The organism is Lonsdalea britannica, assembly GCF_003515985.1.
Classification (GTDB): domain Bacteria; phylum Pseudomonadota; class Gammaproteobacteria; order Enterobacterales; family Enterobacteriaceae; genus Lonsdalea; species Lonsdalea britannica.
Window position 1 is genome coordinate 2,245,523 of sequence record NZ_CP023009.1, and the last position, 18,878, is coordinate 2,264,400.

Sequence of the window (18,878 nt, forward strand, 5' to 3'; positions counted from 1 at the left end):
TGTGTGGAGTAATGAAGATGCAAAAGCTAGCTGAGTTGTATCGCGGAAAAGCGAAAACGGTTTACACCACGGAAGATCCCGATCTGCTGGTGCTGCAGTTTCGCAATGATACGTCAGCGTTAGATGGTCAGCGCATTGAGCAGTTTGATCGTAAAGGGCTGGTGAACAACAAGTTCAACCATTTCATCATGAGCAAGCTGGAAGAAGCGGGCATCCCGACTCAGATGGAACGTCTGCTGTCTGATACCGAAGTGCTGGTGAAAAAGCTGGATATGGTGCCGGTCGAATGCGTGATCCGTAACCGTGCCGCGGGTTCGCTGGTGAAACGTCTGGGCATCGAAGAAGGCGAAATTCTGAATCCGCCGCTGTTTGACCTGTTCCTGAAGAACGACGAAATGCACGACCCGATGGTCAACGAATCGTACTGCGAAACCTTTGGTTGGGTGAGCGAAAAACATCTGGCACGTATGAAAGCCCTGAGCTATCAGGCGAATGACGTCCTCAGCAAGCTGTTCGACGATGCCGGACTGATCCTGGTGGACTTCAAGCTGGAGTTTGGTCTGTTCAAAGGCGAAGTCGTGCTGGGCGATGAGTTCTCGCCGGATGGCAGCCGTCTGTGGGACAAGAACACGCTGGATAAGATGGATAAAGACCGTTTCCGTCAGAGCCTGGGCGGTGTGATCGAAGCCTACGAAGAAGTTGCCCGCCGTATCGGCGTTTCTTTAGACTAAAAAAGCAATCGTTTTCGTTCCGCCGTCAGGGATTCAAAAACCTGACGGCGCTCCCATCGTTCGACCGTACTGCCACGCCTCCCAAGATTGAACGCCGGTCCTATCATGATCGGTGGTATTATTGCCCGCCGTATTTTCTGTTTTCCCCCGCAAGGAATTTTCATGGCCAATTTAGACCCGACGCTATTGATTTTACTGGCGCTGGCCGCGCTCGGCATCATTAGCCACAACATGACCGTCACGCTTGCCATTCTGGCGTTGTTGGCGGTACGTATCACGCCGTTAAACAACTACTTCCCTTGGGTGGAGAAATACGGTCTGACCGTCGGCGTACTCGTGTTGACGATCGGGGTGATGGCGCCCATCGCCAGCGGAAAAATCAGCGCGGGTGACGTGATGCACTCGTTTCTGCACTGGAAATCGCTGCTGGCGGTGCTGATCGGCGTGATGGTGTCCTGGCTGGGCGGTCGCGGCGTTGCGCTGATGACCAATCAACCCTCCGTCGTGGCCGGATTACTGGTCGGTACGGTTATGGGCGTCGCGTTATTCCGCGGTGTTCCGGTCGGCCCGCTGATTGCGGCCGGTCTACTGTCTTTGCTGGTCGGTAAAGGCGGCTGACGTTTTGTCGGACACTGCAGTTACCGTTATCGACGCGCTTGTCGCCGAACAATCGACGCTGTCGCAGGCCGGTATTCGCCGCGTGCTGACGATCAGCGGCGATCGCGAATGGTGTGTAAAACAGGCTCGGATGTTGCGGCAGGCGCTCCCCGGCGACTGGCCGTGGGTCGGCAAGACGGCATCAGAATCGGCGATGGCGGCGTCTCAACTGAAAGGGACGTTGGGGCAGGAGTTCCTGCACGCGGTTTTTGATGCTCACGATGGAGTGGACGCCGAGGCGCTGGCGATTTTGGCGGGGACCCTCAAAGCCGGAAGCTGGCTGCTGCTGCTGGTGCCCGATTGGGAGAGCTGGCCGCATTGTCCGGATGCGGACAGCCTACGCTGGAGTGAAAGCGCAACGCCAATCGCGACGCCCGCGTTTATCCACCGTTTGCGTGAAGCGCTGCTGTCTGATGGGGATGCTGTGGTTTGGCGCCAGTCGATGCCGTTGAGCCTGACGCCGCGTTGCGCGCGGCCAGCCTGGCATGTGCCGGACGGCATGCCCACGCAAGGGCAGCAGGATATTTTGCAGCAGCTACGGGCTGCCCGGCATGCGGTCTATGTGATCACCGCGCCGCGAGGGCGAGGGAAATCGACGGTCGCAGGCCTGTTCGCTCAACAATATCGCGATCGCTGCTGGGTGGTTGCACCTTCCCGCGCGGCCAGCGATGTCTTGCTCAGACAGTCGGGCGATGCGGTTTCATTCTGGTCGCCGGATAACCTGCTGGCACATTGCCGTCAGTACGGCGGCGGCGCGGAGTGGCTGCTAATTGACGAGGCGGCGGCGATCCCCTCTTCGGTCCTCACTGACATGTTGTCCTATTTCCCCCACGTGCTCATGACGACCACGGTGCTGGGCTACGAAGGGACCGGACGCGGTTTCTGGCTTAAATTTTGTGCCGGACTACCGGACTGTCAAATGCTGGAACTGAGTGAGCCGTTACGCTGGGCCACCGACGATCCGCTGGAACGCTTGTTGGATCGCGTCATGCTGTTTCAGGCCGAAAACCGTCTGGCGGGGCAACATTCAACGTCGCCTGTCACTTTGGTTAGCAATGAGGCAGCCGGATGGACTCGCTTTCCGACTCGTCTGGAACAGTGTTACGGCCTGCTGTGTAGCGCCCACTATCGCACGTCCCCGCTGGACTTGCGTCGCCTGCTGGATGCCCCCGGTATGCACCTTGCCACGGCCCGTAGCGGCGACAGCCTGTGCGGCATCATCTGGTCGGTGGACGAAGGCGGGCTAGATGTTGGGCTGGCACGCGATGTGTGGGCCGGACGTCGGCGGCCGCGCGGCAATCTGGTCGCCCAGTCGCTGGCGGCTCACGGCAATCTGTGGATGGCGCCGCAGCTGCGTTCCCGGCGGATCAGCCGGATTGCGGTGCTGCCTTCTGCGCGACGAGAAGGCATCGGACAAGCATTAGTGCGGGAACACCAGCGGCAGGGCGAGCAAGAGGGCATGGACTTTTTGTCGGTCAGTTTCGGCTACGAACCTGAGCTGTGGCGGTTCTGGCGGCACTGCGGCTTTCGTCTGGCGCGGATCGGCAGTCATATTGAGGCCAGCAGCGGCTGCTACAGCGCGATGGCGTTATTACCGCTGAGCGATGCCGGCAAGACGCTGGCGCGAGAGGCCGCGCGCCAGCTGGCTCGTGACTGGCGCTGGTTACGACGGGATATCCCGCTGACGCTGAATATTGAGCTTGACGACGATAGCGCGTTGGATGACGCCGACTGGCTTAATCTGTGTGGATTTGCTTTCGCCCACCGTTCTCCTCAGGCGAGCCTAGCCTCGCTGTGCCGACTGTTGGCGTATACCTCCCTGGCGCTGCCTGCGCTCAGACTGTGGCTGGATGACGGCGCGCAAGAGAGCCAATGCGTCGAGCGATTGGGGCTAAGCGGAAAAAAAGCCTTGCTGCGTCGCTGGCGCGAAGAAACCGCAGAGGCTTTGGCTCACTGCGATAACGCTGTTCTCCAACGCGCGCGGCAGTGGCTGGCTTAGTTTTTCTCTTCTGTTAACTCTGTTGACGCTTCTGCGCGCGATGATGATGCCGTGCAGGATTATGCAACAACTCGTTCAATAAACCTCAATATTGGGCGATGAGCGGCGGGCGTATAGTGAAGCAATAGGCTCAGACGTCAGCTCGTAGGAGAGAACAGATGAAACACGAATACGTTGTGGTACAACAACCTTCCGTTCCCCGGCAGTTATTCCTGCTGTTTCATGGCGTAGGGGACAACCCGGCGTCGATGGCTGAGATCGGCCGCTTTTTCGCCGATGCCTTTAAAGAAGCGCTGGTCATTAGCGTGGGCAGCCCGAAAGGCGACGATGGCCATCGCCGCTGGTTCTCCGTGCAGGCGATCACCGAGGCGAATCGATCCGAGCGTATTCAGAGCACGCTACCCGATTTTATTGAGACCATTCGCTCTTGGCAGGCGCAGAGCGGTATCCATGCGAGCCACACGGCGCTGGTGGGGTTTTCGCAGGGCGCGATTATGATCCTTGAAGCCCTGAAGGCGGAACCGAAATTGGCCGGGCGCTCCGTAATCTTCAGCGGCCGCTACGCGACGCCGCCGGAACAACCGCTGCCGGATGATAGCGTGGTGCATATACTGCACGGCGAGGACGATCAGGTGATCTCATCCGAGCATGCGTCTCTGGCGGCACAGCGGCTGCAAATGCTGGGAGCGGATTTTACGCTGGATTTGGTCCCAAGTTTAGGCCACGCCATTGATATGCGCATGATGGACTTCGCCTTAGACCGCCTCCGGTATTACATTCCTCAGCGATACTGGGATGAGGCGGTGCAGGGGAAACGCGGAGAGCTGATCGCCTTTCGTTAAGCCTTCGCAGCATCTCTGTCCTGAAGGTTTACGTCGTTTAGGCGGGGGGCTCTCAGCCAAGAAAGGCGGGTGAGGCGCGTTGCAGTCAGCTCCGCGCCTGCGGTTTTCGCGGTTGTAGCGAAAGAAGGTCAAACAGGATGGAAAACTACTTTTTGTCCTGTTTTTTATCTTGTTGCTTATCTTTCGGCCAATCGTCTTCTTCATCCCACTGCGCATTGTTGTCGCGGTGAGGCGGAAGTTCAGGCTTGTCTTTCAGGAATCGTTTGTGATCTACGCGACTTAAATCCTTGATCCCATTAATTAACATCCCTACCAGAATCAGCAGAATGATCCACCAGTAATCAGCCAGCCATGCCATATTATGCCTCATCGACAGCGTGTATAAATCGAGTGAACAGCGCGGGAAGGTGGGGTTTCAGCCAGTCAATACCCGCGATGTCCTCACCTTCCCAAGCCTCAATAATGATCTCTGGCGACAGCAACATCATGGCCTCGCGGGCCAGCGGTAGATAGCTGATGTGCCAGGGTTCAATGGCGACGCCGCCTTTGTCATGGGCATACGGACGATAGAAATCGTACGTCCCCATGTGTTCGGTCAGCCACTGATTGAGCTCGAAAAAATGACCGCCGGATTCATATTCCCACGGTTCGAGCTGCAATGACTGTCCTGATGGCAGCCGATCGGGATCGTATACGTCCAGTTCGGTGCCCCAATGATGGCGGCTTCCTCCCGGCAGGGCAGACCAGCGTAGGATCGCCTCACAGCGTTCAGGAACATCCAGCGATAGTGCGTCCACCGGTTGGCTGTCGTGCGATAACAGCGGCCGTTGTCCGGTGAATTTACCGTTCCATATCAGCCGCTGACGCTCAAAGTCGCGAAATGTGCTGGCGGGTTGAAGATTGAATCCCGCCTGTCGCGCTTCTTGCTGCAACGCCCGAAAGGCATTGACCGCTTCGGCCTGTAGGCGATGCTGTCCTGTCAGCGTCATCAGATGCTGATGCTGTTTTCCGGTCAGCATGGCGCGGGTGATCATGCGATCAGTTGCTCCATAATCCGTTGATACATCCGGCTCAGCAGTTGTAGATCGGCTGCGTTCACGCACTCGTCCACTTTATGAATAGTGGCGTTCACTGGCCCCAGCTCCACCACCTGCGCGCCCATCCGGGAGATAAAGCGTCCGTCCGAGGTGCCGCCGGTCGTGAGCAACTGGGGGGTTAATTCGCTGTAGTGCTCGACCGCGTTGACGACGGCATCCACTAACGCACCGCGCGCCGTCAGGAAGGGCTGACCCGACAACCACCAGTCCAAAGTATAGTTTAGCTGATGACGGTCCAGCAGCTCGGCAACGCGCTGTTTGATGATCTCGTCCGTCAGTTCCGTACTGAACCGGAAATTGAACTGGACCTGCAGTTCGCCGGGGATCACATTATTGCTGCCGGTACCGGCTTTGATATTGGCAATCTGCATACTGGTGGGCGGGAAGAACTCGTTGCCCTCATCCCATACGGTGGCAACCAGCTCATTCAATGCCGGCAGCGCACGGTGGACAGGGTTGTCCGCCAGGTGCGGATAGGCGACATGTCCCTGAATACCGTGAATACGAAGGTTGGCGGTAATCGAGCCGCGGCGGCCGTTCTTGACGACGTCGCCCACTCGGCTGGTGCTGGACGGCTCACCGACCAGGCAGTAGTCCAGACGTTCCTGACGCGCCATCAGCGCTTCGACCACCTTGACGGTGCCGTGCGTCGCATCAGCCTCTTCGTCGGAAGTAATCAAAAAGGCGAGTCGGCCTTTATGTTGGGGATTTGCGGCGACGAAACGCTCTGCGGCGACGACCATGGCCGCCAGCGAGCCTTTCATATCTGCCGCGCCACGGCCATACAGCATGCCGTCGCTGATAGTGGGTTCGAAGGGAGGATGTTGCCACAGGCTGGCGTCTCCGCTGGGAACCACGTCGGTATGACCGGCAAAGGCCAGCGTTTCTCCCGTTCCACGCCAGGCCCAGAAGTTCTGTGTTTCACCGAAGTTCATCTTTTCGACGGTGAAGCCGATGGCCTCGAGACGTTCAATCATGAGCGTTTGACAGCCTGCGTCGTCGGGGCTGAGGGACGGACGTTTAATTAATTGCTGCGCAAGTTCGATGACGGGGCAGGACACGTTATTTCTCCTCCGCAAAAAATTGCTGGTAGCTATCTTCGCTGAAACCAAGCAGCGTTTTCCCATCCTCGGTCACTAACAAAGGACGTTTAATCAGCGCTGGCTGCTCCAGCATAACAGCTTTTGCCGCGGCGGAATTATCGATCGCATCGCGCCGGGCTTCGTCCAGCTTGCGCCAGGTCGTACCGCGCTTATTGACCAACGGCTCCCAGCCGAGGCTGTCGATAAACGATTGCAGCAGAGCATCGTCCAGTCCGTCTGTTCGGTAGTCATGAAAACGATAGTCAATCTGGTGGGCCTCCAGCCAACGGCGGGCCTTTTTGATGGTGTCACAGTTCTTGATACCGTACATGGTCGTCATGGCTAATAAACCCTTTGTTTTTTATTAGGAATTAGTATGCAGATCATACCGTTTAATTTAGGTCCGATGCCATACCAATCTGTTGGCGTTTTTATGTAAAGTCAGGCGCCGTGACTGGAAGTGGGAAGTGGGCGGGTCATCATTTATCCGGTGTCGGAGTGGCGGTCGATGAACAAATGAGGAAACCTGAGTAAATAAAAGAGGCTATTATTTGAGGCCTATTGATTATCCTCTGCCACTTTGAGATCGACGCGTAGCGTGGGGCGCGCTGTATGAATTTCACACTGCGCTTTTAGCTAAAAATGCGGTATCGCCTTTGACGGCCTCTTCTGAGTGATTTTTCCTTATCCCAAAAAATGAATAAAAAATGGCGTCAGATAGTTGTAAAAAGCATATCGCGCGCGAATGCCGGTCATAAAAGGCGCTGGTCGAATTTTTTAATGCTTTTTATTGCATTTCGTCGATGTTCAGCTGGACAAATGCTTCATCTATTGCTGTACTGTGCATGACACAGAGTTTGTGTCTTTCATTCATGTTAAAGGTAAGTTTGATGTCTAAGATTACAGGTAGCGTTAAGTGGTTTAATGAGTCCAAAGGATTCGGTTTCATTACTCCTGAAGATGGTAGCAAAGACGTGTTCGTACACTTCTCTGCCATCCAGAGCAATGGCTTCAAAACTCTGGCTGAAGGTCAGCGTGTAGAGTTTGAAATCACTAGCGGTGCAAAAGGTCCTTCTGCTGCTAACGTTATCGCTATTTAATTATACCGATTTCTAAAAAAACCCGCCCATTGGCGGGTTTTTATTTTTCAGTGAGCAGCCAGCCAACTGACAACAGAAAAAGCGAGCGCGGCCAGCGCCAGCGAACCGACAAAGCTCAACACCATATAGATCCCTGCCGTTAACCACTGACCTTCCTGAATCATTCCCAGCATTTCCACCGAGAACGTGGAGAACGTCGTTAAGCCGCCGCAAAAGCCGGTCGTCACCACCAGTTTCCAATGCGAAGGTAAATCCGGTAAACGAACAAAATAGCTTGCTGCTGCCCCAATGATTGCCGCGCCAATCAGGTTTGCCATCAGCGTCCCGATCGGTATTTCCGATGTGCCGTTGTTGAAACGCAGATTGAGCAGCCAGCGCGCGACGCAGCCAATGCCACCACCAAAAAACACAGCCAATAAATTAGCGTACATGGACATCTTTTATTTCCACAGCAAGTTGGGCTAATCTCGAAAGGATAGGCATACGCTACGTCCTTGGTTCGAGGAGGCGTAGACATCATCAGCCAAAAGGCGGTTATGGAGGAATGTCATCTCCGTTGCAATTATCCAAAGTTTACCCGCTAGCACTGCGTTTTTGTAGCAAAGAGCGTAGGTTGCCGGTTCATCGTGGTGAATGACTCACCGAGTGAGGGAATGCTATGAAAGTTGCGTTGGGTCAGTTTGCCGTCCATCGGCAGTGGCAAGATAACGCGAATACGTGCATTAGCCTGATGCACGACGCCACGGCCGCAGGGGCTCGCCTGCTCGTGCTGCCGGAGGCGGTATTGGCGCGAGATAACGCTGATGCTGAGTGGGGAATCAATCACGCGCAGCCGTTAAATGGACCTTTCGTGAGCCAGTTGCTCGCGGCCAGCGAATCGTCATCTCTCACCGTAGTTTTTACCCTTCACACGCCGGCAGAAGAGGGGCGCGTGTACAACACGCTGCTGGTGTTGCGTCAGGGAGAAGTGTTGGCGCATTACCACAAACTCCATCTGTACGATGCATTCTCATGGCAAGAGTCTAAACGGGTCACGCCTGGGGAAGCGCTTCCTCCGGTGATCGACATCGACGGAGTAAAGGTCGGTATGATGGTCTGCTATGATCTCCGTTTTCCGGAGATGGCGCGCGTACTGGCGAATAAAGGCGCCGATGTGTTGGTACTTCCCGCCGCCTGGGTCAAGGGAGCGCATAAAGAGATGCATTGGGAGCTTTTAAACCGAGCCCGTGCGCTGGAAAATACCTGTTACCTGATCGCCGTTGGCGAGTGTGGCGTGAAGAATATTGGTAACAGCATGGTCGTGGATCCGATGGGGATCGTTGTCGCACAGGCGACGGAAGAACCCGCATTGCTCTTTGCCGAACTCAGTCTGGAACGAATTCAACGGGTGCGCCGTCAATTACCTGTTCTGAATCATAGCCGCTTCGAACCGCCTGTATTACGCTGTAAAGGTAACCTCGGCTAATGGATCACGTCGGGGGGACAGGAGTGCCGGTCTTATTTTGTTACAGATGACCGTTGTATTATGATGAAGGCCGTCTTAAAACGGGACAAGGCACAAGTGCTGGCTGTCCCAGCGTATAAAATCAGGTAGGTATTTATGGAAGGTATCAGCATTGCCAAACTGTTGGTGATTGGCGCATTGATCGTTCTGCTCTTCGGCACCAACAAACTGCGTAGCCTCGGTGGCGACCTGGGTGCGGCGATCAAAGGTTTCAAGAAAGCCATGAACGACGATCAAACTACGGCTAAAACGCAGACTCCGGAAGAACCGGCTGCGCTCAACGACGTGCGTAACAAAGAATAATTTGTTTTCGATGATGCCGGGCGTGTAGCGGACGGGATCCCGTCCGCTCAGTCCTGATCCTACACCGGCAAACTGTAATCATTTATTGCCGGACAGTCGGGCTATTTGACTTCTTCGCCCTTGGCCTGCAGGTCAGCGTGGTAAGACGAACGTACGAAAGGCCCGCAAGCGGCATGGGTGAATCCCATCGCCAGCGCTTCCTGTTTCATCTCCTCAAACTCTTCCGGCGGAACGTAACGTTTTACGGCAAGGTGATGGCGGCTAGGCTGCAGATATTGACCTAACGTCAGCATCGTCACGCCGTGACGGCGCAGATCGCGCATCACTTCCACAATCTCTGCATTGGTTTCGCCTAGTCCAACCATCAGGCCAGATTTCGTCGGGATGTCCGGATGCGCGGCCTTGAAGTTTTCGAGCAGTTTGAGTGACCACTCATAGTTGGCGCCGGGACGGACCTGACGATACAGACGCGGCACGTTTTCCAGGTTGTGGTTGAAGACGTCCGGCGGACTGGCGTTCAGGATCTCCAGCGCGCGATCCATACGGCCGCGGAAGTCTGGCACCAGCGTTTCGATTTTGATCTGCGGACTTTTACGGCGGATAGCGCTGATACAGTCGGCAAAGTGCTGAGCGCCGCCATCGCGCAGGTCATCACGGTCTACCGAGGTGATGACCACATAACGCAGCGCCATGTCGTGGATTGTCTGCGCCAGTTTTTCCGGCTCGTTAGCGTCGGGCGCGATCGGTCGGCCATGCGCAACATCGCAGAAGGGGCAGCGGCGGGTACAGATTGCGCCGAGGATCATAAAGGTGGCCGTACCGTGGTTGAAACATTCAGCCAGGTTAGGGCAGGAGGCTTCTTCACAAACCGAATGCAGTCCATTGCGGCGCATGGCGTCTTTAATTCCCTTGATCCGGCTTGAGTCGGCAGGGAGTTTAATCTTCATCCATTCGGGTTTGCGCAGCATATCCTGGCGTTCAACGGCAACGGTCCGTACAGGAATCAAGGCCAGTTTGTCGGCGTCGCGGTATTTTACGCCACGTTCGATCTGAATCGGTTTACTCATGTTTGCGTAAGTTCCAGTTCTGAATCGCTGTCATGAATTAACAACTAATTCATGAATCGCGTAAGTCGTTAAACTTTTTTTTAAAAAACTCACAAAATTATATCATCATTGCCCGGTGACAATCAGCCCTTGAGCGGGCAAAAAGCATCATTAGTGTAAATGAAATGTAATGATTATGCCGGGTGAGATCGAGAAAACCACGCCATCGGCTGCGGTTCTCCCTGCTGTTCCCATACCCAGTCCACCCATTCGCTCTCTGTGTAGCCGAGCAGCCGCATAAAGGCGGCGGTCAAAATGGGCGCGGTGTCTTCAACGGTGGCGCCGGGAACGAGGTCGCCGATCTGCGTCATTTGCATACCGGCGTAACCGCACGGGTTGATACGCTGGAAAGGCGACAGATCCATCGCAATATTTAGCGCCAGACCGTGGAAAGAGCAACCATGTCGAATACGTAGTCCGAGGGAACAGATTTTTTTATCGCCGACATATACGCCGGGGGCATCGGGGCGAGCATGAGCTTCAATCCCGAAATGCGCCAGCGTATCGACGACGGTTTGTTCAATGGCGCTGACCAACTGGCGGACGCCGACTTTGCGGCGTTTAATGTCAATCATCACATACATCACCTGCTGGCCCGGGCCATGATAGGTGACTTGCCCGCCGCGGTCGCTCTGGATGACCGGGATATCTCCCGGCATCAGCACATGTTCCGCTTTGCCCGCCTGTCCCTGGGTGAACACCGGGGAATGCTGAACCAGCCAGAGCTCATCGGCACTGCTGCCGTCGCGTTGCTCGGTGAAATGGTGCATCGCCAGGGATACCAGCTCGTATGGGAGTATGCCTAGCTGACGTATGATGATCTTGTCTTGTTCCACTGGCGTCATCTTCAGAGTCGAGAATGTATGGCGGTCAGTATACGGGATACCGCCGTGGGGACGAATAGCGCTTGTCAGCCTTCCGATGATGGAACGCGTCGACGAAATTAAAGCACCATACGCACGATATCGATTTTACCCAGCTCTTCATACAACGTCTCAACCTGTTCGACGTGCGTGGCGTTAATCGTGATGGAGACCGAGTGGTAGTTACCCTTCGCGCTGGGTTTGATTTGCGGCGTGTAGTCGCCAGGGGCATGACGCTGCACGACTTCAACCACCTGATCGACGAGCTCCGGCTGTGCCAGACCCATCACCTTGTAGGTAAAGGAGCACGGGAATTCAAGCAGTTCGTTGAGTTTGGTTTTCATTAAGACACTCCAGAGTGGTTTTCTAACGGTAAGACCCTAAAAAGTATAACTCCCGCCGAGGCGGGAGTGTATTTATCCGTGTGATATGGGGGCGTTATGCCCGAAAACAAGGAAAAATTAGCTGAACCAGCGGTGGAACATCAGTTTCACGTAGTCCATCAGTCGGCTGAAAATGCCGCCTTCTTTCACTTCGTTCATTACCACCAGCGGGCGCTGTTCGATGGTCTTGCCATCCAGTTGGAAGTTGATGGTGCCGACGACCTGATTTTTGCTTAACGGGGCATGCAGTTCGGTGTTGTTTAACACGTAGCTGGCTTTCAGATCTTTCATCCGGCCGCGCGGAATAGTGATGTAGACATCTTTTTCAACGCTCAGCGCAACGCGATCGCTATCGCCGAACCAAACGGGTTCTGAAGCGAACTCTTTGCCGGATTTCAGCGGTGCTACCGTTTCAAAGAAGCGGAAGCCCCAGGTGAGCAGTTTTTTGCTTTCCGTTTCGCGGCCTTTGAAGGTCCGGCCGCCCAATACGGCAGAAATCAGTCGAGTTTGACCTTCGGTCGCCGAGGCGACGAGGTTATAGCCAGCAGAGGAGGTATGGCCGGTTTTAATCCCGTCCACCGCCAGGCTGGAGTCCCACAGGAGGCCGTTGCGGTTGGTCTGACGGATGTTGTTGAAGGTGAACTCTTTCTCTTTATAGGTCGCGTACTCATCTGGTACGTCGCGGATCAGCGCCTGGCCGATCAGCGCCATATCCCGAGCCGAACTGTACTGCCCTTCGGCATCGAGCCCGTGTACGGTTTTAAACTGCGTATTCTGCAGGCCCAGCGCCTTGACGTAGTTGTTCATCAGATTGACGAACGAGTCCTGGCTGCCGGCAACATAGTCCGCCATAGCGACGCAGGCGTCGTTGCCCGACTGGAGAATAATACCTTTGTTCAACAGAGAAACGCTGACGCGATCCCCGGGCTTCAGAAACATCAGCGACGATCCCTGGAATTCCGGGTTGCCGGTCGCCCAGGCATCTTTGCCAATGGTCACAACATCGTTAGGCGTGATTTTTCCTGCCTTGATGGCTTGCCCGATGACATAACTGGTCATCATCTTGGTCAGGCTGGCCGGATTACGACGAGTGTCGGCGTTCATTTCCGCCAGCACTTTGCCCGAGTTGTAATCAATCAGAATATAAGCTTCGGCGTCGATCTGCGGCACACCGGGGATCATGGTTTTGAGGTTGACGTCGTCGGCGTGGGCGAAGGTCGATGCGCAGAGTGCCAGCAGTGAGCCCAGCACGATGCGTGGCATAAAACGAGTTGTGGTTTCTGTATTCATGATGGAACAACAACATCCATGGGTATGAGTTAAAAACGAGTCACACTATAGCAGATGAAGATCATGGGCGGCATCAGATAATACGTTACGCAATTTTGCCGAAGGGTCCCGCCGGGCGACGTTTTGACGGGGAAAGGCGATGTCACTTTCGATTCCCCGGATGGTCACGGTTTACAGCGTCGTGATGAAAGACTGTTGCTGTGCCTCGTTTGCCAGTCGCTGCTGTAGTTCGACCGCCTGCTGTCGGCTGGTGAACGGACCTAGCTGAACGCGATACAAACCGTTGTTCTGCGTGACATTGCCTTGGACATTGAAGCGACTCTTCAGGCTGTTTAGCCAGGCATCGGCGCGCTGTGAGTCTTTGAGCGCGCCGACCTGAACCACGACGTTGCCGTTTGCGGCGGCGGGCGTCGTCGCCACCGCAGGTGAAGCTGAGGTGGACGCCGTTGATTGAGGCGTTTCGAGAACGCCGCTGCGCAGCGGCTGCGGCGCGCCAAGGAATCCGCCGCTAGGTGCGGCGTTAGTCGTTGGAGACACCGTCGAAACGGCATTGTCGGAAACGCTGTCAGCAGCGGCGGGCGGTGTATTGCTGCCGGTTGCCGAGGTCATGACCGGCGCGCTCATTCCACCTGCGCTGAGGTTAGGGCGTTCAGGCAAGGCAAAACTCTGTTTGGCGACACGCGTGCCGACCGTGCCCGGACCTGACAACGTACCGTCGGGGGCGACGCTGATGAAGTCGACCTTCACTCGGGTGTTGTTGGAGATATTCAGTCGTTCACCCGCGGCGCGCGTTAAATCGATAATTCTACCGGGCGTGAAAGGGCCGCGGTCATTGACGCGAACCACCAGTTGGCGGCCGTTACTGAGGTTGGTTACGCGCACATAGCTGGGGATCGGCAGGGTAGGGTGCGCGGCGGCGAGCGCGTTGGGATCGAACTCTTCGCCGAGGGAAGTGCGGTTGCCCGAAAGCTCTTCGCCATACCATGTCGCCAAACCGGTCTGGCTAAAGTTCTCCGGGTTTTTGACAATCTTGTAGCTGCGGCCGTTAACGGTGTAATCCTGCATTGTGGAGGGGTTAAACGGTTCATAGCGCGGTTCTGCGCCGCCAATCTCTTCCACCGGACCGTGATAAACTGTCGGTGCTGGCGCAGGCCTCACCTGTTCCGTCTCGGTGCTACAGCCGGACAACACCAGACCGAGCGCTACAACCCCTAGCCAATTCTTACGCATTGCCCACCTCTATAAGCTTTTGGATAACATTTTGCGGTGAGTATGTATCGACATGACGATACCAAATCCCGCCATCAAGACCACCAGAGCCGATCCGCCATAGCTGACCAAGGGCAGCGGGACACCGACCACGGGCAGAATACCACTGACCATCCCGATGTTGACGAAAACGTAGACAAAGAAGATTAGCATCAATCCGCCGACCATGACGCGGCCAAAGGAGTTCTGCGCATTGGCGGCGATCACCAGACCCCGCATAATCAGGAACAGATAGAGCGTCAACAGGATTAGCACGCCGATCAGGCCGAGCTCTTCCGCCAGTACGGCAAAGATAAAGTCGGTATGGCGCTCTGGCAGAAACTCCAGCTGCGACTGCGTTCCCTGCAACCAGCCCTTGCCGGAAAGGCCTCCGGAGCCGATGGCGATTTTTGACTGGATAATGTGATACCCGGCTCCCAGCGGATCGCTCTCCGGATCCAGCAGCATCATCACCCTGTCGCGCTGATAATCATGCATCAAAAAGAACCACAAAATGGGAATGAAGGCCGCAACAAGCAGCGCGGCAAAGCCAATCAGCCGCCAGCTCATACCCGCAAGAAACAGTACGAACAGGCCTGACGCGCAGATCAGAATCGACGTCCCCAAGTCAGGCTGCGCTGCCACGAGTAACGTAGGTACGAAAATCAAGGCCAGCGCAATGGCGGTATTTTTCAACGAGGGAGGGCACATATCGCGGTTGATATAACGCGAGACCATCAGCGGAACCGCGATTTTGGCGATCTCGGACGGCTGGAACCGCACCACGCCCAGATCCAACCAGCGCTGTGCGCCTTTACTGATTTGCCCGAACACATCCACCAAAACCAATAGGATAACGCACACCACATATAAATAAGGCGCCCACCCTTCGTACACTCGGGGCGGGATCTGAGCCATGATGATCATCACAATCAGGCCGAGCACGCACTGAGCAATTTTGCGCTCCATCATGTCGATGTTCTGTCCGCTGGCGCTCCACATCACGACCAGGCTGTAGCACAGCAGTGCCAGTACACAGAGAAGAAACGGGAGATCAATGTGGATTTTGGTCCAGATTGAGCCTTTTTGTTGGCTATCGGTCATGAATTTGCCTACTCAGTTTCACTGCCGGGAGGCGCGGGAGGCGCGACCGGGAGATTGACGTTGTTATCGCCCAAAATAATATGGTCGAGGATCTGACGCACGATAGTCCCGACTGCGGGTCCGGCGCCGCCGTTTTCCAAAATAATGGTCATGGCCACTTTCGGGTCGTGGTAAGGGGCGAAGGCGACCATCAGCTTGTGGTCGCGCAGCCGTTCAGCGATTTTATGGGCGTTATAGGTCTCGTTTTCCTTCAGGCCGAACACCTGCGCCGTACCGGACTTGGCCGCGATTTTATACGGTGAGTCCGCAAAGCTTTTGTGTGCGGTGCCGTTGGCGCGGTTGGCGACCCCATACATGCCATCTTTGACCAGTTCCCAGTAGCCGGAGTGAATATCGCCGATCTGCGTGTGCTCCTGCTGGGCAAAAGGTACTTTGACCCCATGCTCCTGCGTACTGGCGAGCAGATGCGGCGTTTTGACCTGACCGTCATTGATCAGCGTCGTCAGCGCTTTCAGCATCTGAATGGGCGTCGCGGTCCAATAACCCTGACCGATGCCGACCGGGATGGTATCGCCTTGATACCACGGTTTTTTGTACCGTCGCATTTTCCAGTCGCGCGTCGGCATGATCCCGGCGCGCTCTTCAGACAGATCGATACCGGTATAGTCGCCGTAGCCGAATTTACTCATCCACTCCGACAGGCGGTCGATGCCCATATCGTAGGCCACCTGATAAAAATAGGTATCCGCCGACTCTTCCAATGCCTTGGTCAGATTCAGACGGCCATGCCCCCATTTTTTCCAGTCGCGGAAACGTTTTTCCGAGCCGGGAAGCTGCCACCAACCGGGGTCGAACAACGACGTATTGGGCGTAATCACTCCCGCCGTCAGCGCGGAAACCGCGATATAAGGTTTCACGGTCGACGCGGGCGGATAGACGCCCTGCGTGGCGCGGTTGATCAATGGGCGGTTGGGGTCGTTCAACAGCGTACGGTAATCTTTACCGGAAATGCCGTCGACAAACAGGTTCGGGTTATAGCTGGGCGTGGAGACCATCGCCAGAATACCGCCGTCGCGCGGGTCGGTAACGATGACCGCCGCACGGCTGCCTTCCAGCAGTTTTTCAATGTAGATCTGCAGATTCAAATCTAGCGTCAGATAGATATCTTTGCCGGCCTGCGGCGGCTGTTCGTGCAGCTGGCGAATCACGCGGCCGCGGTTGTTGACCTCAACCTCTTCATAGCCCGGTTTGCCGTGCAGCATGTCTTCGTAATATCGCTCGATGCCGAGTTTGCCGATGTCGTGCGTGGCCGCATAGTCGGCGAGCTTATCTTCTTTGGCCAGCCGGTCGAGATCCCGGTCATTGATTTTGGATACGTAGCCGATGACGTGGGTCAGCGCAGAACCGTAGGGGTAATAGCGGCGCTGGTAGCCTTTCACTTCCACGCCAGGGAAACGGTATTGGTTCACCGCAAAGCGGGCGACCTGCACATCGGACAGGCCGGTTTTCACCGCGATGGAGGTGAAGCGGCGCGAACGCTTGCGCTCTTTGCGGAAGTTATCCAGATCTTCGTCGGTAAGATCGGCGATAGGCCTCAGGGCATCCAGCGTCGCTTCGAGGTTGTTGACCTTTTCTGGGACCAGCTCTAGCTGGTAAATGGTCCGGTTAAGGGCCAACGGCGTGCCGTTGCGGTCATAGATAATGCCGCGACTGGGCGCGATAGGAACCAGCTTGATTCGGTTTTCGTTGGAACGGGTGCGGTAGTCGTCAAAGCGTGAAATCTGTAGATGATACAGATTGACAACGAGGATGCCGATCAGCAGCAGAATGCCCAGAAACGCCACCAGCGCGCGGCGTACAAACAGGGCTGACTCAGCCGTATAATCACGAAAAGGTTTACGCTCTATGTTCATCCGGCAGGATCAGTTCTGATAGTTCATGGTATCGCCTTACTCCCGGTGGTAAGGATGGTTAGCCGTAATGCTCCAGGCGCGGTAGAGGCTTTCCGCCACCAGTACGCGCACCAACGGATGGGGCAGCGTCAATGGGGACAGTGACCAGCTCTGTTCCGCCGCCGCTTTACACTGCGGCGACAGACCTTCCGGTCCGCCAATCAGCAAACTCACATTGCGACCGTCAAGCTTCCAACGTTCCAGCTGTTTGGCTAGCTGCGGGGTTTCCCACTGTGAACCGGGAATATCCAGCGTCACAATCAGGTTGCCTTTTCCGACGGCAGCCAGCATTTGTTCGCCTTCTCGCTCCAGAATGCGGCGAATATCGGCGTTTTTGCCCCGTTTCCCGGCAGGAATTTCCACCAGTTCGAGTGGCATATCCTTAGGAAAACGGTGCAGATAATCGGTAAATCCGGTCTGCACCCAGTCGGGCATTTTGGTGCCCACGGCGACCAGTTGCAGTTTCATATCAACCCCAGAGCTTTTCCAGTTCGTACAGTTGACGGCTGTCTTCCTGCATGACATGGACGATCACATCGCCGAGGTCGACAACGACCCAGTCAGCCAGCGCTTCGCCTTCTACGCCCAGCGGGAGCAGTCCGGCTGCGCGGGATTCCTGCACAACGTGGTCGGCGATCGACGCGACGTGGCGGCTGGAGGTTCCGGTACAGATGATCATGCAGTCTGTGATGCTGGACTTATTGGTGACGTCCAACGCCACGATATCTTGACCTTTCAGGTCGTCGATTTTATCCATTACGAAGTCTTGGAGTGCTTGGCCTTGCAAATGTTCCCCCTGGGGTAATGTTAATCAGCCTGAGCTTGATGGGCGGAGCGATGTCGCTTTACGCATGTGCGCAAAAGCGTGGTGAGTCTGCCGTGGCAAGCCGGTTGCCTGCCGTTTGAACCAGCGGCGGAGTATACCATGCAGTCATGGTGAGTGGTATAAAGCCGTCGCTATCGGTATAGCCCGTGTGTATCTATATAATTCAGCACGGAGGCGGGCAAAAGGTCGCTGCAGTCGCGCCCCTGTTGCCTGCGTTGGCGGATTTCAGTGGCAGAAATGGGGAGCAGCGGAGTGTTCGCCAGATAGATTAACCCATGAGGATGCTGATGCAACCGGTTAACCTCGGTAGTGTGACGGGAGGTCAGCCACTGCTGCAACTCCGGGGTTTCCAGCGTTTGGCTGTAACCCGGCCGGGCGCACACCAGCAGATGACAATAAGACAGAATCTCCTGCCAGCGGTGCCAGTGATGCAACGTTAGCAGTGAATCCTGACCAATGATAAACGCCAGCGGCGCCGTCGGCCCCGCTTCCTGCCTTAGCGCTTCCAGCGTTTCGATCGTGTACGAAGGCGTTTCCCGTTGCAGCTCGCGGTCATCAATACGGAAAAGCGGGTTGTTTGCGATCGCCAGCGCGGCCATGGCTTTGCGCTGTTGGGCGTTGGCTTCAGGTTGTTCGCGGTGGGGAGGGACATTGTTGGGCAGCAGGACGACCTGTTGCAGTCCGACTTCGGCCGCCAGCGCACTAACTGGGCGCAGGTGGCCGTAATGAATCGGGTCGAACGTCCCGCCGAAATAGGCGGTCAGTTCGCTTGCGGTATTCGGGGTGGGCAA

22 protein-coding genes and 1 riboswitch are annotated in these 18,878 nt (G+C 55.8%); of the genes, 7 read left to right on the top strand and 15 right to left on the bottom strand.

What is annotated here, in order from left to right; all coding sequences use genetic code 11:
• The first annotated feature begins 17 nt into the window (after positions 1–17).
• The 4 genes from purC to ypfH all read left to right on the top strand — a co-directional run bounded on the left by purC (position 18) and on the right by ypfH (position 4,229).
• The gene (purC, locus tag CKQ53_RS10265; protein ID WP_118894961.1) at positions 18–731 is read left to right on the top strand and encodes a phosphoribosylaminoimidazolesuccinocarboxamide synthase; all 714 of its coding nucleotides are present in this window, start codon (positions 18–20) and stop codon (positions 729–731) included.
• 162 nt (positions 732–893) lie between these two features.
• Positions 894–1,349 (top strand): DUF441 domain-containing protein, encoded by a 456-nt coding sequence (locus CKQ53_RS10270; RefSeq protein ID WP_085652114.1) that lies wholly within the window; start codon positions 894–896, stop codon positions 1,347–1,349.
• 28 nt (positions 1,350–1,377) lie between these two features.
• On the top strand, positions 1,378–3,387 hold the full coding sequence (locus CKQ53_RS10275) for a tRNA(Met) cytidine acetyltransferase TmcA (protein WP_094117734.1): 2,010 nt from the start codon (positions 1,378–1,380) through the stop codon (positions 3,385–3,387).
• A 158-nt stretch (positions 3,388–3,545) separates the two neighbouring features.
• The gene (gene ypfH, locus CKQ53_RS10280) at positions 3,546–4,229 is read left to right on the top strand and encodes an esterase (protein ID WP_118894963.1); all 684 of its coding nucleotides are present in this window, start codon (positions 3,546–3,548) and stop codon (positions 4,227–4,229) included.
• 145 nt (positions 4,230–4,374) lie between these two features.
• On the opposite strand, the gene CKQ53_RS10285 is transcribed toward ypfH, so the two are convergent.
• From CKQ53_RS10285 to CKQ53_RS10300, 4 genes are read right to left on the bottom strand one after another with little or no spacing between them, the layout of a single operon-like run.
• On the bottom strand, positions 4,375–4,587 hold the full coding sequence (locus CKQ53_RS10285; protein WP_085652116.1) for a YpfN family protein: 213 nt from the start codon (positions 4,585–4,587) through the stop codon (positions 4,375–4,377).
• Between the two features lies 1 nt (position 4,588).
• Positions 4,589–5,263 carry a M15 family metallopeptidase gene (locus tag CKQ53_RS10290; protein WP_118894965.1) on the bottom strand — a complete coding sequence of 225 codons (675 nt, stop codon included), beginning with the start codon at positions 5,261–5,263 and terminating at the stop codon, positions 4,589–4,591.
• The gene (gene dapE, locus CKQ53_RS10295) at positions 5,260–6,387 is read right to left on the bottom strand and encodes a succinyl-diaminopimelate desuccinylase (protein ID WP_094117653.1); all 1,128 of its coding nucleotides are present in this window, start codon (positions 6,385–6,387) and stop codon (positions 5,260–5,262) included. Before dapE ends, CKQ53_RS10290 begins: the two co-directional genes overlap by 4 nt.
• A gap of 1 nt (position 6,388) precedes the next feature.
• Positions 6,389–6,748 carry an ArsC family reductase gene (locus CKQ53_RS10300; RefSeq protein WP_094117654.1) on the bottom strand — a complete coding sequence of 120 codons (360 nt, stop codon included), beginning with the start codon at positions 6,746–6,748 and terminating at the stop codon, positions 6,389–6,391.
• Between the two features lie 550 nt (positions 6,749–7,298).
• On the opposite strand from CKQ53_RS10300, the gene cspE reads away from it, so the two are divergent.
• Positions 7,299–7,508, top strand: coding sequence for a transcription antiterminator/RNA stability regulator CspE (gene cspE / locus CKQ53_RS10305; RefSeq protein ID WP_026738919.1), 210 nt, complete (start codon positions 7,299–7,301; stop codon positions 7,506–7,508).
• Positions 7,509–7,555: 47 nt separating this feature from the next.
• Here cspE and crcB read toward each other — a convergent pair whose 3' ends face one another.
• Positions 7,556–7,939, bottom strand: a complete 384-nt coding sequence (gene crcB / locus CKQ53_RS10310) for a fluoride efflux transporter CrcB (protein WP_085652145.1) — start codon at positions 7,937–7,939, stop codon at positions 7,556–7,558.
• A gap of 72 nt (positions 7,940–8,011) precedes the next feature.
• Positions 8,012–8,072: riboswitch (Fluoride riboswitch) on the bottom strand.
• A gap of 94 nt (positions 8,073–8,166) precedes the next feature.
• On the opposite strand from crcB, the gene CKQ53_RS10315 reads away from it, so the two are divergent.
• A complete protein-coding gene (locus tag CKQ53_RS10315; protein ID WP_085652120.1) occupies positions 8,167–8,973 on the top strand; it encodes a deaminated glutathione amidase in 807 nt (268 codons plus the stop codon).
• Positions 8,974–9,108: 135 nt separating this feature from the next.
• Entirely contained in the window at positions 9,109–9,315 is a 207-nt protein-coding gene (gene tatE / locus CKQ53_RS10320) for a twin-arginine translocase subunit TatE (RefSeq protein WP_026738922.1), read from the top strand.
• A 101-nt stretch (positions 9,316–9,416) separates the two neighbouring features.
• Here tatE and lipA read toward each other — a convergent pair whose 3' ends face one another.
• The 10 genes from lipA to nadD all read right to left on the bottom strand — a co-directional run bounded on the left by lipA (position 9,417) and on the right by nadD (position 18,878).
• On the bottom strand, positions 9,417–10,382 hold the full coding sequence (gene lipA / locus CKQ53_RS10325; protein WP_085652121.1) for a lipoyl synthase: 966 nt from the start codon (positions 10,380–10,382) through the stop codon (positions 9,417–9,419).
• Positions 10,383–10,555: 173 nt separating this feature from the next.
• Positions 10,556–11,266, bottom strand: coding sequence for a lipoyl(octanoyl) transferase LipB (gene lipB / locus CKQ53_RS10330; protein WP_208640000.1), 711 nt, complete (start codon positions 11,264–11,266; stop codon positions 10,556–10,558).
• A gap of 98 nt (positions 11,267–11,364) precedes the next feature.
• Complete coding sequence (gene ybeD / locus CKQ53_RS10335; protein ID WP_026738925.1) at positions 11,365–11,628, bottom strand: DUF493 family protein YbeD; 264 nt, start codon at positions 11,626–11,628, stop codon at positions 11,365–11,367.
• 117 nt (positions 11,629–11,745) lie between these two features.
• Positions 11,746–12,957, bottom strand: coding sequence for a D-alanyl-D-alanine carboxypeptidase DacA (gene dacA, locus CKQ53_RS10340; RefSeq protein ID WP_085652123.1), 1,212 nt, complete (start codon positions 12,955–12,957; stop codon positions 11,746–11,748).
• A 171-nt stretch (positions 12,958–13,128) separates the two neighbouring features.
• Entirely contained in the window at positions 13,129–14,187 is a 1,059-nt protein-coding gene (rlpA, locus tag CKQ53_RS10345; RefSeq protein ID WP_094117655.1) for an endolytic peptidoglycan transglycosylase RlpA, read from the bottom strand.
• Between the two features lie 9 nt (positions 14,188–14,196).
• On the bottom strand, positions 14,197–15,309 hold the full coding sequence (gene mrdB, locus CKQ53_RS10350) for a peptidoglycan glycosyltransferase MrdB (RefSeq protein ID WP_085652125.1): 1,113 nt from the start codon (positions 15,307–15,309) through the stop codon (positions 14,197–14,199).
• An 8-nt stretch (positions 15,310–15,317) separates the two neighbouring features.
• On the bottom strand, positions 15,318–17,222 hold the full coding sequence (mrdA, locus tag CKQ53_RS10355) for a peptidoglycan DD-transpeptidase MrdA (protein ID WP_085652126.1): 1,905 nt from the start codon (positions 17,220–17,222) through the stop codon (positions 15,318–15,320).
• Positions 17,223–17,258: 36 nt separating this feature from the next.
• Positions 17,259–17,729: a 23S rRNA (pseudouridine(1915)-N(3))-methyltransferase RlmH gene (gene rlmH / locus CKQ53_RS10360; protein WP_094117656.1), complete on the bottom strand. Its 471-nt coding sequence runs from the start codon at positions 17,727–17,729 to the stop codon at positions 17,259–17,261.
• Position 17,730: 1 nt separating this feature from the next.
• Positions 17,731–18,048, bottom strand: coding sequence for a ribosome silencing factor (rsfS, locus tag CKQ53_RS10365; protein WP_085652128.1), 318 nt, complete (start codon positions 18,046–18,048; stop codon positions 17,731–17,733).
• A 170-nt stretch (positions 18,049–18,218) separates the two neighbouring features.
• Entirely contained in the window at positions 18,219–18,878 is a 660-nt protein-coding gene (gene nadD, locus CKQ53_RS10370; RefSeq protein ID WP_085652129.1) for a nicotinate-nucleotide adenylyltransferase, read from the bottom strand.

Bases quoted from the DNA above. Each gene is read 5' to 3' on its own strand.
- lipB (WP_208640000.1), bottom strand. From the start codon at position 11,266: ATGACGCCAGTGGAACAAGACAAGATCATCATACGTCAGCTAGGCATA.
- ybeD (WP_026738925.1), bottom strand. From the start codon at position 11,628: ATGAAAACCAAACTCAACGAACTGCTTGAATTCCCGTGCTCCTTTACC.
- purC (WP_118894961.1), top strand. From the start codon at position 18: ATGCAAAAGCTAGCTGAGTTGTATCGCGGAAAAGCGAAAACGGTTTAC.
- dacA (WP_085652123.1), bottom strand. From the start codon at position 12,957: ATGAATACAGAAACCACAACTCGTTTTATGCCACGCATCGTGCTGGGC.
- tatE (WP_026738922.1), top strand. From the start codon at position 9,109: ATGGAAGGTATCAGCATTGCCAAACTGTTGGTGATTGGCGCATTGATC.
- cspE (WP_026738919.1), top strand. From the start codon at position 7,299: ATGTCTAAGATTACAGGTAGCGTTAAGTGGTTTAATGAGTCCAAAGGA.
- lipA (WP_085652121.1), bottom strand. From the start codon at position 10,382: ATGAGTAAACCGATTCAGATCGAACGTGGCGTAAAATACCGCGACGCC.
- ypfH (WP_118894963.1), top strand. From the start codon at position 3,546: ATGAAACACGAATACGTTGTGGTACAACAACCTTCCGTTCCCCGGCAG.
- rlmH (WP_094117656.1), bottom strand. From the start codon at position 17,729: ATGAAACTGCAACTGGTCGCCGTGGGCACCAAAATGCCCGACTGGGTG.
- CKQ53_RS10270 (WP_085652114.1), top strand. From the start codon at position 894: ATGGCCAATTTAGACCCGACGCTATTGATTTTACTGGCGCTGGCCGCG.
- rlpA (WP_094117655.1), bottom strand. From the start codon at position 14,187: ATGCGTAAGAATTGGCTAGGGGTTGTAGCGCTCGGTCTGGTGTTGTCC.
- CKQ53_RS10300 (WP_094117654.1), bottom strand. From the start codon at position 6,748: ATGACGACCATGTACGGTATCAAGAACTGTGACACCATCAAAAAGGCC.
- CKQ53_RS10285 (WP_085652116.1), bottom strand. From the start codon at position 4,587: ATGGCATGGCTGGCTGATTACTGGTGGATCATTCTGCTGATTCTGGTA.
- CKQ53_RS10290 (WP_118894965.1), bottom strand. From the start codon at position 5,263: ATGATCACCCGCGCCATGCTGACCGGAAAACAGCATCAGCATCTGATG.
- mrdB (WP_085652125.1), bottom strand. From the start codon at position 15,309: ATGACCGATAGCCAACAAAAAGGCTCAATCTGGACCAAAATCCACATT.
- CKQ53_RS10315 (WP_085652120.1), top strand. From the start codon at position 8,167: ATGAAAGTTGCGTTGGGTCAGTTTGCCGTCCATCGGCAGTGGCAAGAT.
- crcB (WP_085652145.1), bottom strand. From the start codon at position 7,939: ATGTACGCTAATTTATTGGCTGTGTTTTTTGGTGGTGGCATTGGCTGC.
- mrdA (WP_085652126.1), bottom strand. From the start codon at position 17,222: ATGAACATAGAGCGTAAACCTTTTCGTGATTATACGGCTGAGTCAGCC.